We start from the raw sequence: 13,978 nt of genomic DNA on the forward strand, positions 1-13,978 counted from the left end.
CGCTGCTACACAAGCTCTTGAGTTTTTGTCATCTAGTGCACAGCCGCCTGCGTCTATGCTGGTGAGCGGTATCAAGGAGAGATTTCCCCGTGTCCGAGAATCAAAGCCGTCTGGATCTGTTCATCGACCGCATGGTGTCGCAGCGCGCCTGTCTGGATTTTGCGATAGCGCAGACCGCAGGGATGGAGGGGCCGGTATTCGAACTGGGTCTGGGCAATGGCCGGACTTATCATCACATGATCCGGCACATTCAGGACCGCCCGGTTTACGTGTTCGAACGCGCGGTGGCCTCGCACCCGGACAGCACCCCGCCCGAGGATCGGGTCATTCTGGGCGATGTGCGCGAGACGCTGCCCGCCTCGGTCGCGCGTTTCGGCGCGTCTGCCAGCCTGATCCACGCGGATCTTGGCGGGCACAATCGCGAGAAAAACGATGCATTCGCGCGCCTTGTTTCCCCGCTGATCGAGCCGCTGCTGGCCGAGGGCGGGCTGATGGTGTCGAGTGATCGAATGTATTTCGAAACGCTGACTGAACTGCCTTTGCCCGACGGGGCCGTCGAGGGGCGCTGTTTCGTCTACCGCCGATGATCCGAAAAGGACCCAGCCGATGATCTTCTATGATTGTTCAACCGCGCCAAACCCGCGCCGGGCCCGCATGTTTATCGCCGAAAAGGGGATCGACATCGAAACGCGTGAGGTTTCAATTGCCAAGGGTGAGCAGCTGGAGGATGCGTTTCTGGCGGTGAACCCGCGCGCGACCCTGCCGGTTCTGGTGACGGACGAGGGCGCGGTCCTGACGGAAAACCTAGGAATCGCGGCCTATCTTGAGGCACGCTTTCCCGAACCGCCCCTGATGGGGCGTACACCTGATGAAAAAGGCCAGGTGTCAATGTGGCACGCCCTTGTCGAACAACAGGGCGGGGCCCCGATTGCCGATGCGCTGCGCAACACGCATCCGGCCTTCAAGGATCGCGCCATTCCGGGGCCGGTCGATTACGCCCAGATCCCTCAACTGGCGGAACGTGGTGCGGCACGTGTCGGGGCGTTTTTTGACTTGCTTGAGGGCAGATTGGCCGAGAGTCCCTTTGTCGCCGGGGATACCTTCAGCCTCGCCGATATCTCGACCTTCGTATTCGTCGATTTCGCGCGCGTGATCAAAATGCGGATACCCGAGGGCAATACCGCCACGCAGAAGTGGTTTCATACGGTTCAATCCCGGCCCAGCGCCAGTCTTTGAAAGCAACCAAAACAGGCGGATGTCTGATTGGGTCGATTACTGTACAGAAATGTCTAGACAGAAGTGAACAGTGCCACTAGCGTCTTCCCAGGTTCTGATTAGGGGAGGTCGGGATGAAATCCCAATACCGTGTCGTGGTCATCGGGGGCGGCGTTGTTGGCGCCTCGGTTCTGTATCATCTGGCCAAGTTCGGCTGGTCGGATGTTGTGATGCTGGAACGGCGGCGGCTCGCCTCGGGCTCGTCCTGGCACGCGGCGGGTGGCATCCATGCGCTGAACGCGGATCCGAATATGGCCTCGCTACAGGCCTATACCATCGATTTGCTCAGCGAGATCGAAAAGGAATCGGGCCAGAATATCGGGTTGCACATGACCGGCGGCCTGACGCTGGCTGGCACGCCCGAACGGTGGGAATGGTTGCAGGCCAATTACCGAATCTTCCAATCCATCGGCATTGACGATTGCGAGTTGCTGACCCCGCAAGAGGCACAGAAACGCTGCCCGATCATGTCCACCGATGGCGTTCTTGGCGCGATGTGGGCGGACCGCGAAGGGTATATCGACACGACCGGGACGGTTCAGGCCTACGCGACTGCAGCAAAAAAGCGCGGTGCTGAGTATTTCGAGGAAACCAAGGTCGAAAGCCTGACGCAAACCGCCGATGGGTGGGAAGTCGTGACCGACAAAGGCACGATCACCTGTGAACACGTCGTCAACGCGGCGGGTCTCTGGGCCAAGCAGGTGGGTCGGATGGCCGGAGTGGAACTACCGGTCTCGCCGTTGAAACACCACTATCTGATCACCGACACTGTGCCCGAGGTGGCCGAGGCAGATTTCGAGATGCCTATGACTGTGGACCTCGAAGGCTTCACCTATATGCGGCAGGACCAGAAGGGTGTTTTGGTCGGTATCTATGAGGTCGATCACGAACACTGGGCCATGGACGGCGCGCCGTGGACCTATGGCGAAGAACTGTTTCAAGAACAGCTCGACCGCATCGAGAACGAACTGACGCTGGGCTTTGAACGCTATCCCTCGATCCAGAATGTGGGCATCAAGACATGGGTGAACGGCGCGTTTACCTTCTCGCCCGATGGCAACCCTCTGGTCGGGCCGGTGCCGGGCAAGCGGGGCTATTGGTCGGCCTGCGCGGTGATGGCCGGGTTCCTTCAGGGTGGCGGCGTTGGCAAAACGTTGGCCGAGTGGATGATCCATGGTGAGCCCGAAGCCGACGCATGGCCGATGGACGTGGCACGTTACGGCGATTTCGCTCAGAACAAGCGCTACATCCGCGAAACGACCGGCCAATTCTATTCGCGTCGTTTCGTGATGACCTACCCGAACGAACAGCTTCCCGCAGGCCGTCCGCTGAAAATGGCCCCGGCCCATGATGCGATGACCGAGGCGGGCTGCAAATGGGGCGTCAGTTGGGACCTTGAGGTGCCGCTGTATTTTGCGCCGAAAGGGTTCGAAGAGACGCCGACGCTGAAACGCTCGAACGCGCATGACATCGTGGCCGAGGAATGCAAGGTGATCCGTGAGGGTGTGGGCCTGATGGATATCTCGGGCTTTTCCCGGTTCGAGGTCACTGGGCCGAATGCAGAGATCTGGCTGGACAAACTCATGGCCTCGAAACTGCCCGCGCCGGGTCGGGCCAAGCTGGCCCCGATGCTGGGCGAGAACGGACGCCTCAAAGGTGATCTGACCGTCTTGAACTGGGGTGATGGCACCTGGTGGATCATGGGCAGCTACTATCTGCGCGCCTGGCACATGCGCTGGTTCGACGATCACATGATCGACGGGGTTGAGGTCCGCGATCTGGGCGAAGAATACTGCGGGTTCGCCGTGGTTGGCCCGAAATCGCAGGCAGTGGTCGAGAAACTGGCGGAACAGGATATCTCGGGCCTGAAATTCATGGGGTGTGGAGATTTCGACATCGGTTTGGTCCGCGCCCGCGTGGCCCGCATGTCGGTGACGGGCGAGAAGGGGTACGAGATCAACTGCCGCTATGGCGATCACATCAAACTGAGGCGCATGTTGCTGGAGGCCGGGGCCGAGGACGGTATTCGCGAGTGCGGTTTCAACGCAATGCTGTCGACTCGGCTTGAGAAAAGCTTTGGCATTTGGTCCGCCGAGTTCACCCAGGCCTATACCCCCGGCATGACCGGTATGGATCGCTGGATCGACTGGGATAAGAACTTTGTCGGCAAAGACGCTGCCTTGGCCGAGCGCGATGGCAACGGCCCGGCGCAGGTGCAGGTGACGCTGGAGGTGGACGCTTTGGATGCCGATGCCAGCGGCTATGAACCCATCTGGTCGGGCGAGGACCGCGTTGGTTTCGTCACCTCGGGCGGCTATGGCCATTACACTGGCAAGTCGCTGGCAATGGCCTTGGTCAACCGCGACAAGGCCGCGCCGGGTACGGAACTGACCGTGCATGTGGTGGGGGTCGAACGACCCGCGCGGGTGATCGCCCCATCGCCGTATGATCCCCAGGGCAAGGCGATGAGGGGCTGAGGATGATCTCGCAAACCCCTGAGCGTGGCAGGCGACGGCGCGGACGTGGGGCCGAGGCCGCGCCCGCACCCAGTCGCGACGTAAATTACCGCCAATTGCGGAACCCGTTCCCGCAAATGGAGGTGTTCCCCGCCGATCAGATCGCCGACATGCACGAAACGGCCTTGCGCACGTTGGAAGAGCTGGGCGTCAAAGTCCTTTTGCCCGAGGCGCGACGCCTGTTTGCGGCAGGTGGCGCAAAGGTGGATGAAGACAGCGAAATGGTCTTCATCGGGCGCGATATGGTCGAGGCAGCTGTGGCCTCGGCCCCCAAATCGATCGCGTGCCGCGCCGGGGCACGGCGCAGGGATTTTACTTTGGAACTGGGTTCGCTGGTGTTTCAGCCCGGTGCTGGCGCACCCAACGCCACCGATCTGGAACGCGGGCGACGCCCCGCGACCGGGCAAGACTATCTGGAGTTCCTGAAACTCACCCATCATTTCGACGTGTTCCAGATGATCTCGCCCCAGGTCGAGCCGCAGGACATGCCGACCCATTTACGCCATTACTTCACGACCAAGGCGCAGATGGAGTTGACGGACAAGTTCCCCTTCTTCTTCTCGCGCGGGACGCCGCAGGTGATGGATTGCTTTGAAATGCTCTCTACCGCGCGCGGTCTGACGGATGCGGAGTTCCGGGCCAACCCGCACTGCTACACGATTATCAACACCAACAGTCCACGCACGCTGGACATTCCAATGGCGCAAGGCCTGATCGACTTTGCGCGGCATGGGCAGATGTCGATCATCACCCCGTTCACCCTGATGGGCGCGATGGCCCCGATCACCGTGGCAGGCGCAATCACGCTGTCCCATGCCGAGGCACTGGCGGCGCTGACCCTGACCCAACTGGCGGGTCCCGGAGCGCCGGTTTGTTACGGCACCTTCACCAGCAATGTGGACATGAAATCGGGTGCGCCCGCCTTTGGCACGCCTTCGCACTTCCAAGCCTCGCTTGCGGCAGGGCAACTAGCGCGGCATCTGGGTCTGCCATGGCGGTCGGCGGCAGGGTCGGCATCGAATATCAACGATGTGCAGGCCGCCAATGAAAACCAGTTCGGCCTTTGGGGTTGTCTGATGGCTGGTGCGACGGTGATCATCCACTCTGCCGGGTGGCTTGAGGGCGGGTTGACGGTGTCCTTTGAAAAGATGATCTGCGATGCCGAGGTCCTGAACATGGTCGCGGAGCTTTGTGCCGGGGCGCAGGCCGGGACTGCCGAGATCGGCTTTGACACAGCACTGGCCGAGGTCGAGCCCAGCGGCCACTTCTTCGCCTCAAGTCAAACGATGGAGCGCTACAACACCGAATTCTACCAGCCCCACGTTCACGACTACGCCAATTTTGGCACCTGGACCGAGCGGGGGGGCGTTGATGCCAACCATCGCGCGACCGGTGTCTGGAAGGCAATCCTGAACGATTTCAAGGCCCCTGCTGGCGACAGCGACCGGCTGGGTGCCTTACATGATTTCATCGCGCGCCGGACCGCCGAGGGCGGCGCACCGCCGGAGAGTTGAATGAACACCAAACCAATTCTGCATCGGGATGATCCACTGGCTGAACCCTTGGTCGGCAACATCAAGGTCACGCGCGACGACTGGCTGAATGTGGCCATGGACGTGCTGATCTCGGACGGTGTGGACCAGATCAAGGTCCTGAACCTGGCCGAGCGCATGGCAGTCTCGCGCTCGTCCTTCTATTGGTATTTCAAATCCCGGCAGGAGCTTCTGGACGCGCTGCTGTCGCGCTGGCAGGCCACCAATACGGCTGCGTTGGTCGCGCAGGCAGAGGCACCGGCCAGGACGATCACGGCAGCGGTCTGTAACGTGCATCGATGTGTGGTGAACACCGACCTGTTCGATACGGCGCTGGACTTTGCGGTGCGCGACTGGGCGCGCAAATCCGGCAAGGTGCGCCGCGCATTGGATCAATCGGATGCCCGACGATTGCAGGCGCTTCACGCCATGTTCGCGCGTTTTGGCTATTCCGAGATCGAATCCGAGACCCGCGCCCGCGTGCTGTATTACATGCAGATCGGATACGATCTGGCGCAGCTGAACGAGCCGATGGAGACGCGGCTGTCGATGGTTTCGCATTACCTGTACGTATTCACGGGTGTCGAGCCGCGCCCAGAAGAAGTGGAAGAATTCAGCGCCTATTCCAAGCGCTATTGGGAAGGAGACACAGAATGAGCCAACCGGATGCAATCATCATAGGGACCGGAGTGATCGGTGCCGCCATCGCGTTTGAGATGGCCAAGGCTGGATGGAAGGCGCTGTCGCTGGATCGCAATGCGCAGGTCGGGCACGGCTCAACCGCAGGGTCTTGTGCAATCATTCGGATGCATTATTCGACCTTCGATGGCACGGCCTTTGCGTGGGAGGGTTATCACTACTGGCGCGATTGGGCCGAATATCTGGGCCTGCCGTCAGATGCCAATCTGGCGCAGTTCCGTGAAACGGGCTGTCTGGTGATGAAAACCGATGCCAATGGCATGCTGGAAAAGCACATGAAGAACAGCGCCGATCTGGATTGCCCGTTCGAGGAATGGTCGCCCGACAAGGTTGTTGAACGCTTGCCGGTCTATTCGCTGGATAGTTTCGCGCCCGCGCGCCGCATGGATGATCCGGAGTTCGGCCAACCCAATGGCCGCAAGATGCAGGGCGGTGTTTACTGGCCACAAGCGGGGTACGTGACCGACCCGGCGCTGTCGGCACAGAACCTGATGGACGCGGCCAAACAACACGGGGCCGAGGTTCGCACCGGGGCCGAGGTGGTCGAGATCCTGACCGACGGCGGTCGTGTGGCCGGGGTCAAGCTGGCCTCGGGCGAGGAAATCCACGCCAAAGTGGTGGTGAACGTGGCGGGGCCGGGATCGGCCATCATCAACAAACTGGCGAATGTGCTGGACGATATGACCATCGAAACCCGCCCCCTACGGCAAGAGGTGGTGCATGTGCCCGCCCCCGAGGGGTTTGATTTCGAAAACGACGGCACCATCGTCTCGGACAGCGACATCGCGTGTTATTGCCGCCCCGAGCATGGCAATCACATCCTTGTCGGATCAGAAGACCCGGAATGCGACCCGCATCAGTGGTGCGAGGATGACATCCACTACAACCGCGATTTTACCGACCAGTGGACCACGCAGGCCATGCGCTACGCTCAGCGTGTGCCCAGCCTTGGCATTCCGTCCAAGACCCGTGGGGTGGTTGACCTGTATGACGCCTCGACGGATTGGATTCCGATCTATGACAAGTCCAGCCTTCCGGGATTCTACATGGCCTGCGGCACCAGCGGGAACCAGTACAAGAACGCTCCGATCGCCGGGAAGATGATGACCGCCCTGATCGATTATTGCGAGGGCGGAGCGGATCACGACGCCGAACCGCTTCAGTTTGAACTGCCCTACATCAAACGCATGATCGATGTCGGCTTTTATTCGCGCAAACGCCCGATCAACGAGGAAAGCAGTTTTTCGGTTTTGGGGTAGTCGAAAGGCGACCAAACGTTCTGAATGACTGGAGGCCCAAATTCTAGCGGGTCACACCTTGGTCAATATGCTGGTCATTGCCGCGCGACGGAAACACGACGCGGTCCCGGTCAGTGTGCGAAAGTAACCCAGGCCCAGGCCATGGCGATGTAGGTCAGATTGTGCATCAACTGGTCCAGACCTGCCGCGCGCCAGAATGCGGGCTGGTTGGGCTCTAGCCGTTTTTTGTCGGAATAGCTGGCTTTGGCGTAGTCGATATTGAAGTGAATAAACCACTCAAGCGCGCCGATGATCAGGATAAAGGCCAACGGCGTGCCAAAAATCAGAAAGACAATGATCGAGCCAACAACATGCACAGCGGCATGCTGCGCACGGCCCATGTGAAGATATTCACCCCGACCGGACAACATTTTCGGTGTTTGTAAGTAATAGTCAGCGAACATATGTTTGATCTGCAACAAGCAGAGCATGACAAACACTGCGCCAAAACTGGCAGTCAAAAGTTCCCTCCCGAAATCGTCCTTCAGCGGATACTAGGCGTGAATGCGTCAATTGGTAAATGAACTAGTTCACATTTGGCAAAGAAATCTGAGGCTCGAAAACGTGTTTGCGAAATTTTGCTGGGATTGTGTAGATTTATACTGTTCAGTTTTTCGGCATATCGCCAATCATGAGTTTTGAGTACAAGCAGGGGCAGGTTCCATAGAGCGCACGATCTTTCGTTTTATCTGGAAGTATTCCAAACGCGACCAGCTGATCCTGCTGGCCGTGACCTCGACGCTGTTTCCCTTGCTGTACCTGACGTTGGAGTTGCCCAAACGCATCATCAACGATGCGATCGGTGCCAGCAGCGATGTTGTGGATGTCTGGGGATACAGCCTGCCGCAGACCAATTTCCTGATCATCCTGTGTTTTGCCTTTCTTGCGGCGGTTCTGGCCCATGGCCTGATGAAGATGCGCATCAACACCATGAAAGGGGTGCTGAGCGAACGGATGCTGCGGCGCTTTCGTTATCAGTTGATCAGCCGTGCCCTGCGTTTCCCGCAGCCCTATTTCGAGCGGGTCAGTCAGGGTGAGATGGTGTCGATGATCACCGCCGAAAGCGAGCCGATGGGCGGGCTGATGGGGGATGCGATCAGCCAGCCGGTTTTGCAGGCGGGACAGATGATTACTATCCTGTCCTTCCTGTTCCTGCAAAGCGTCTGGTTCGGTCTGGCGGCGGTGGCCCTGATCCCCTTGCAGGCCTGGTTGATTCCGAAATTGCAGCGCCAGATCAACCTGTTGAACAAAAAACGCATACAAGAGGTGCGCGTGCTGGCCGCCCAGATCGGCGAGAATGCCGCCGGTGCCTCGACCCTGCGCGCCAATGGTGGCTGGCGCTATCGTCGCGCTATGATCTCGGATCAGTTGGGGCGGTTGTTCGGGATCCGGTTCGAGATCTATCAGAAGAAGTTCTTTATGAAGTTCATAAACAACTTCATCTCGCAACTGACGCCGTTCATGTTCTATCTGGTTGGCGGCTTGCTGGTGCTGCAGGGTTCGGTCTCGCTGGGGGCACTTGTGGCGGCTTTGGCGGCGTATAAGGACCTGAGCTCGCCATGGAAGGAACTGCTGACCTATTACAACCAGACGCAGGATATGTCGCTGCGCTGGGACGTTGTGATCGAACGCTTCGCGCCTTCGGGAATGCAGGACGAGAGACTATTCGAGGGTGAGCCACAGGCACGCCCGCATCTGAACGGCGACATCGTTCTGGATCACGTCTCGGTCCGCGATATGGACGGCAATCAGGTGCTGGACGATCTGAACCTGACGTTCCCGGGCGGCAAGATCATCGGCATCGCGGCCCCAAGCGAAGAAGATCGGCGCGCCGTAAGCGAATTGCTGACGCGCGAGATTCTGCCCAGCGCGGGCAAGGTGGCAATCGGTGAACATAATCTGTCCGAGCTTCATCAGGGTGTGGTGGCGGCGCGGATCGGCTATGCCTCGTCCCGGCCAGTCATGTTTCAGGGCACGCTGGGTGACAATGTCATGATGCCGATGCGGTTCAAGCCCTTGTCCGATCAGACGGATGATCCGGATTTTGCCGAAACCTTGCGGGCGGGCAACAGCGACGATCCGTTCCAGACCGAATGGCTGGACCCGTCCCTTGCCGGTTTGCAGGACGCCAGCGAGTTGCGGGACTGGTGGTTGAAGCTGATCGATGGAATGGGATCGGGTGCCGCCTTGTTCCAACGCGGGGCCGAGCAGGTCTTTGATCCGGACACCCATCCGGAGCTTGCGCGCAAATTGATCGATCTTCGCCCAAAGGTTCAGGAGGCTGTTCAAAAAGCGGGCCTGACGCAGCAGGCGCTGATCTTTGATCGCCAAAGCTATAACCCCGCGTTGCCGGTGGCCGAAAACCTGTTGTTCGCCACCCCACGCGTTCCGGTGACGCAGGATTTGCTGGCCAAACAGACCGTCTTCCTGGGCCAGTTGCGAGAGTTGGGTCTGGATGAGACGCTGATCGCCTTGACGCGCGACGTGATCGATATGTTGCGGCAGATCTTTGGTCTTGATGGCACCGATCACCCGCTGTTCCGCAAACTGGGGCTTGAGGCCGCAACCTACGAGACTGCTGTCGAACTGGTTGAGCGGACACGGAAAGAGGGTGCCTCGGGTCTGGACGACGAGCAATTGGCCAACCTGCTGGCCGTGCCATTGGTGATTTCCGCGGAACAAATCGGCCCGGCCTTCACGGATGAGCTGAAGAACCGCATTCTCGAACTGCGGCACAGCCATTCCGACAAGCTTTTAGCGCGGTTGCAAGATGTATTCGTTTCACTGGACCCGGATCAGTTCGCCCCCGGTCTGACGGTGATGGAGAACGCGCTGTTCGGCAAAGTCAGCCAGATCGGTGGCGCGCGATCCGATGAGGCCCGCAAGCTGATCGTCGATGTGCTGGCCGAAAACGGCGCGCGGCTTTTGGTTGTCGAGTTGATCTATGACGTTCCGGTTGCGCTGGGCGGTCAGAACCTGCCCGCCGTGTTTGCCGAGCCGCTGGCCTTCACCCGCGCGACGATCAAGAAACCCGACATCCTGATTCTGGAAAACGCGCTGGCCAGCTATGACATGCAGACGCAGGTAGCGGTCTACAAAAACCTGCGCGAACTGATGCCGGACACCACGGTCGTCTATTTGAACGATCAGTTCGAGAATCCGGACGTATTCGACATGTATGTCGAAATCCGGCAAGGTCGTGTGGTCACGGACGAAGGACCTGCGGACGTGGAAGAAGACAGCGCCGCCTCGGCTGACCTTGCGCGCAAGCTGCGCGCCCTGGAACAAACACCTCTGTTTTCCGGCCTGGATCGCAGACAATTGCGTCTGCTGGCCTTTGGTGCGCGTTGGTTCGAGGCGATCCCGGGGCAGGTCGTGTTCCTGAAGGACGATCAGCCGACCGATGGGGCCTATGTGGTTCTGGAAGGTGAGGCGGGCCTGTTCCTTCCGCAACCGGACGGCCCCGATCAACTGATTACCAAGGTGGGACCGGGTGAGCTGGTGGGCGAGTTGGGCCTGATCCGCAAGGAACCCCGCGCGCTGAGCATGGTGGCCGAGACCAAGATGTCCTGCCTGCGCATTGGTGAGGAGGAATTCCTGGCTGTGGTCGAAAACGACGCTGCGACCGCCTTCAAGCTGATGCAGGTGATTGCCGGTTACGTATCGAACTGACCGCTAACCGTCGGGCTTGCAGAAGAGTTCGTACAGCAACCCGATCACCTGCCGTGTGTTCCCATCTGCCAGCGAATAATAGATGGTCTTGCCATCGCGGCGGGTGGACACCAGATTTTCCTCGCGCAGCCGCGCCAGCATCTGGCTGACGGCCGCCTGCCGGATTTGCAGCAGGTCTTCCAACTGCCCAACCGATTTTTCCCCGTCGCCCAAATGGCACAGGATCATTAGACGCCCTTCATGGGCCAGTGTCTTGAGATAGGCCGCGGCGCTTGCCGCGTTTTCTTTCATATTTGCCGACGTATCAGGGGTTTCGTCGGTTAGTTCATTCAGGGTCACGGGTAGGCCACTTGTCCGATTGGGGTTGGCGCAATATGCCCCAACCCATACGGGCTTGTCACCCCTCGGTGGCGGGGGCTCCGCCCTGAAAGGCGTTGCCGTTGGCATAATCGCAGGGGTCTTCCTGCATTTGCAGGTGCAACCCGTCCCCGGTGTACGGGTGCGCGCGGGCCAGATCTTCGTTGACTTCGATCCCCAGACCGGGCGCGCTTGGTGGCGTGACAAAGCCGTCCTCGACCCGGATTGCGCCATTGATCAACTGATCATGGAACGGTGTTTCGATGGTTTCCAGCAACAGAAGATTCGGAATTGATGCGGCCAGATGCGTATTCGCGGCCCACTCCACCGGACCGGCATAAAGATGCGGGGCCATCTGCGCGTTGAAGACCTCGGCCATGGCGGCGACCTTCTTCATCTCCCATATCCCGCCAGCGCGGCCCAGGGCGGGTTGCAGAATCTCGGCGGCACCGGCGCGCAAAACTGCACCGAATTCGGCCTTGGTGGTCATGCGCTCGCCGGTTGCGACCGGGATGCGCACGTTGAGGGCGACGCGGGCCATATCCTCGATATTGTCCGGCGGGGTGGGTTCTTCGAACCACAGCGGCGAATATTGCTCCAACGCCTGACCCAACCGAATTGCGCCCGCCGTGTTGAACTGACCATGGGTGCCGAACAACAGGTCGGCTTTGTCACCAACCGCTTCACGGATCGCTTTGCAGAACGCCACGGACATTGAGATGTCGGACATAGCGGGCATATGCCCACCCCGGATCGTATAAGGGCCAGCCGGGTCGAACTTGACCGCGGTATAGCCGCGCCGAACCATTTCAGCGGCGCATTCCCCGGCCTGATCCGGAGCGGTCCAGAAATCATTCAGGTTATGCTGCGGCAGGGGGTAGAGGTAGGTGTACGAGCGGATGCGTTCGTTCATCAGCCCGCCCAGCAAGGCATAGACAGGCCGGTCCCGATCCTTGCCCAGAATGTCCCAGCAGGCGATCTCGAGCCCCGAGAACGCGCCCATGACGGTCAGGTCCGGGCGCTGGGTGAAACCGCTGGAATAGGCGCGGCGGAACATCAACTCGATATTCTCGGGGTTTTCGCCCAGCATGTGCCGTTCGAACACATCGCGGATCACGTGGCGCATGGCCTCGGGGCCGATGGATGAGGCATAGCATTCGCCCCAACCGGTAATGCCTGTGTCGGTGGACACTTTGACCAGTATCCAATAGCGCCCGCCCCATCCCGGTGCGGGTGGCGCTGTGACAATGATATCGAGGTCCTGCAGTTTCATCCCGTGCCCTCCGGCCCTGTGGGTTTGACGTGTCGACGCGTGCGCTGCACCGAACTGTTTCAGCCACGGTGGCGCGGGAAGATGCAGGCCGCAAGGCGGAAATCGTCAGTTTGATGTCGCTGTTGCGCCCTGGACCGGGCGGGCGCGCAAAAACAGCACACAACCTGCCAGCATCAGAACCAGCGCCAGAAGGAACGGTGCGCCAGGCAGGTATATAAGTGTGTCGGGTCTGATGAACTGCGCGAAGATGCTGGTCATCAGCAGGGGTGAGATGACCATCGACAAGGCATGCAGCGAAGTCAGGACACCCTGCAATTCCCCCTGTTGCGAATCCGGCGTGGCGCGCGACATCATTGCCTGCAGTGCAGGAGTAATGACGGCCCCGATGGCGGTGATCGGGATCAGCATCAGGGCGATCAGGCCGTTGGTCAGAAAACCCAGAATGCCAAAGCTGACGATTTCGAAAACCATCCCGTATATGATTGTCACCCGTTCACCCAGATAGCGGGTGGCAGGGCGGATCAACCCGCCCTGAACGGCTGCCATAGCAAGGCCGTACACGCCCAATGACACGCCGATCATCTGCGGGGACCATCCGAACCGCTCGGTCGTGAAATAGGCCCAGATGGCCGGATAGACATAGATCGACACCGAGTAGAGGAAATAGACCCACAGCAAGGGGCGAATGCCGGGCAGGGCGGCAATAGCCTTCAACGAATTGATCGGGTTCGCGCGCCTCAGACTGAAGGCCCGGCGGGTCTTGTCCGTTACCGTTTCCGGCATCACGAACAAGCCAATGGCAAAGGTCAGTGCAGACAGGGCCGCAGCCGCCCAAAAAGGCGCGCGGGTGCCGTATTCGCTCAGCAACCCGCCCACGACAGGGCCCAGCACAAAACCGACGCCAAAAGCCGCGCCCAACAGCCCGAAATTCGCCGCCTTGTCCTGCGGTTTCGAGACGTCGGCCATGAAGGCGGCCGCCGTTGAATGCGTGGCCGCCGTGATCCCGCCGACGATACGGCCCGCCAGAAGCAGCCATATACTGCCCGCCAGCGCCATGACCACATAGTCCAACGCCATGACAAACAGGGATACCAGCAGAACGGATCGGCGTCCGTAAGCATCGGACAAATTACCCAGAATCGGCCCGAACACGAACTGCATCGCGGCAAAGGCGGTGCTGAGGATGCCACCCCACACCGCCGCATTGGCCAGCGTACCGCCCTGAACCTCGACAATCAGTTGGGGCATGATCGGCATGACCAACCCTATGCCCATTGCGTCGATCATGACGATGGAAAGAACAAAGACAAAAGGCAGGCGCATCAGAACCGTCTCGTCGTTTCAACCCTCGCACCC

At 59.8% G+C, this 13,978-nt stretch carries 11 protein-coding genes; 7 read left to right on the forward strand and 4 right to left on the reverse strand.

Annotation, left to right across the window (positions count from 1 at the left end):
• The first annotated feature begins 89 nt into the window (after nucleotides 1–89).
• The 6 genes from ACR0MO_RS12790 to ACR0MO_RS12815 all read left to right on the forward strand — a co-directional run bounded on the left by ACR0MO_RS12790 (nucleotide 90) and on the right by ACR0MO_RS12815 (nucleotide 7,281).
• Nucleotides 90–587, forward strand: coding sequence for a class I SAM-dependent methyltransferase (locus tag ACR0MO_RS12790; RefSeq protein ID WP_170632754.1), 498 nt, complete (start codon nucleotides 90–92; stop codon nucleotides 585–587).
• A 19-nt stretch (nucleotides 588–606) separates the two neighbouring features.
• Nucleotides 607–1,236 (forward strand): glutathione S-transferase family protein, encoded by a 630-nt coding sequence (locus ACR0MO_RS12795; protein WP_480891593.1) that lies wholly within the window; start codon nucleotides 607–609, stop codon nucleotides 1,234–1,236.
• 113 nt (nucleotides 1,237–1,349) lie between these two features.
• Complete coding sequence (locus ACR0MO_RS12800) at nucleotides 1,350–3,752, forward strand: GcvT family protein (protein WP_480891596.1); 2,403 nt, start codon at nucleotides 1,350–1,352, stop codon at nucleotides 3,750–3,752.
• Between the two features lie 2 nt (nucleotides 3,753–3,754).
• A complete protein-coding gene (locus tag ACR0MO_RS12805; RefSeq protein ID WP_170454486.1) occupies nucleotides 3,755–5,305 on the forward strand; it encodes a trimethylamine methyltransferase family protein in 1,551 nt (516 codons plus the stop codon).
• Complete coding sequence (locus ACR0MO_RS12810) at nucleotides 5,306–5,980, forward strand: TetR/AcrR family transcriptional regulator (protein WP_170454484.1); 675 nt, start codon at nucleotides 5,306–5,308, stop codon at nucleotides 5,978–5,980.
• Nucleotides 5,977–7,281 (forward strand): FAD-dependent oxidoreductase, encoded by a 1,305-nt coding sequence (locus ACR0MO_RS12815; RefSeq protein WP_170454482.1) that lies wholly within the window; start codon nucleotides 5,977–5,979, stop codon nucleotides 7,279–7,281. Before ACR0MO_RS12810 ends, ACR0MO_RS12815 begins: the two co-directional genes overlap by 4 nt.
• 110 nt (nucleotides 7,282–7,391) lie before the next feature.
• Here ACR0MO_RS12815 and ACR0MO_RS12820 read toward each other — a convergent pair whose 3' ends face one another.
• On the reverse strand, nucleotides 7,392–7,751 hold the full coding sequence (locus ACR0MO_RS12820) for a DUF3307 domain-containing protein (protein ID WP_170454596.1): 360 nt from the start codon (nucleotides 7,749–7,751) through the stop codon (nucleotides 7,392–7,394).
• Between the two features lie 244 nt (nucleotides 7,752–7,995).
• Between ACR0MO_RS12820 and ACR0MO_RS12825 the strand changes: the two genes are divergently transcribed.
• Complete coding sequence (locus ACR0MO_RS12825) at nucleotides 7,996–10,992, forward strand: ABC transporter transmembrane domain-containing protein (protein WP_170454594.1); 2,997 nt, start codon at nucleotides 7,996–7,998, stop codon at nucleotides 10,990–10,992.
• Between the two features lie 3 nt (nucleotides 10,993–10,995).
• On the opposite strand, the gene ACR0MO_RS12830 is transcribed toward ACR0MO_RS12825, so the two are convergent.
• The 3 genes from ACR0MO_RS12830 to ACR0MO_RS12840 form a co-directional block, all read right to left on the reverse strand.
• On the reverse strand, nucleotides 10,996–11,283 hold the full coding sequence (locus ACR0MO_RS12830) for a metalloregulator ArsR/SmtB family transcription factor (RefSeq protein ID WP_170623909.1): 288 nt from the start codon (nucleotides 11,281–11,283) through the stop codon (nucleotides 10,996–10,998).
• 106 nt (nucleotides 11,284–11,389) lie between these two features.
• A complete protein-coding gene (locus ACR0MO_RS12835; RefSeq protein ID WP_480891598.1) occupies nucleotides 11,390–12,622 on the reverse strand; it encodes a mandelate racemase/muconate lactonizing enzyme family protein in 1,233 nt (410 codons plus the stop codon).
• A 105-nt stretch (nucleotides 12,623–12,727) separates the two neighbouring features.
• On the reverse strand, nucleotides 12,728–13,945 hold the full coding sequence (locus ACR0MO_RS12840; RefSeq protein WP_480891600.1) for a TCR/Tet family MFS transporter: 1,218 nt from the start codon (nucleotides 13,943–13,945) through the stop codon (nucleotides 12,728–12,730).
• Nucleotides 13,946–13,978: the final 33 nt, after the last annotated feature.

The sequence above is a fragment of the Ruegeria sp. K5 genome, from assembly GCF_056531805.1.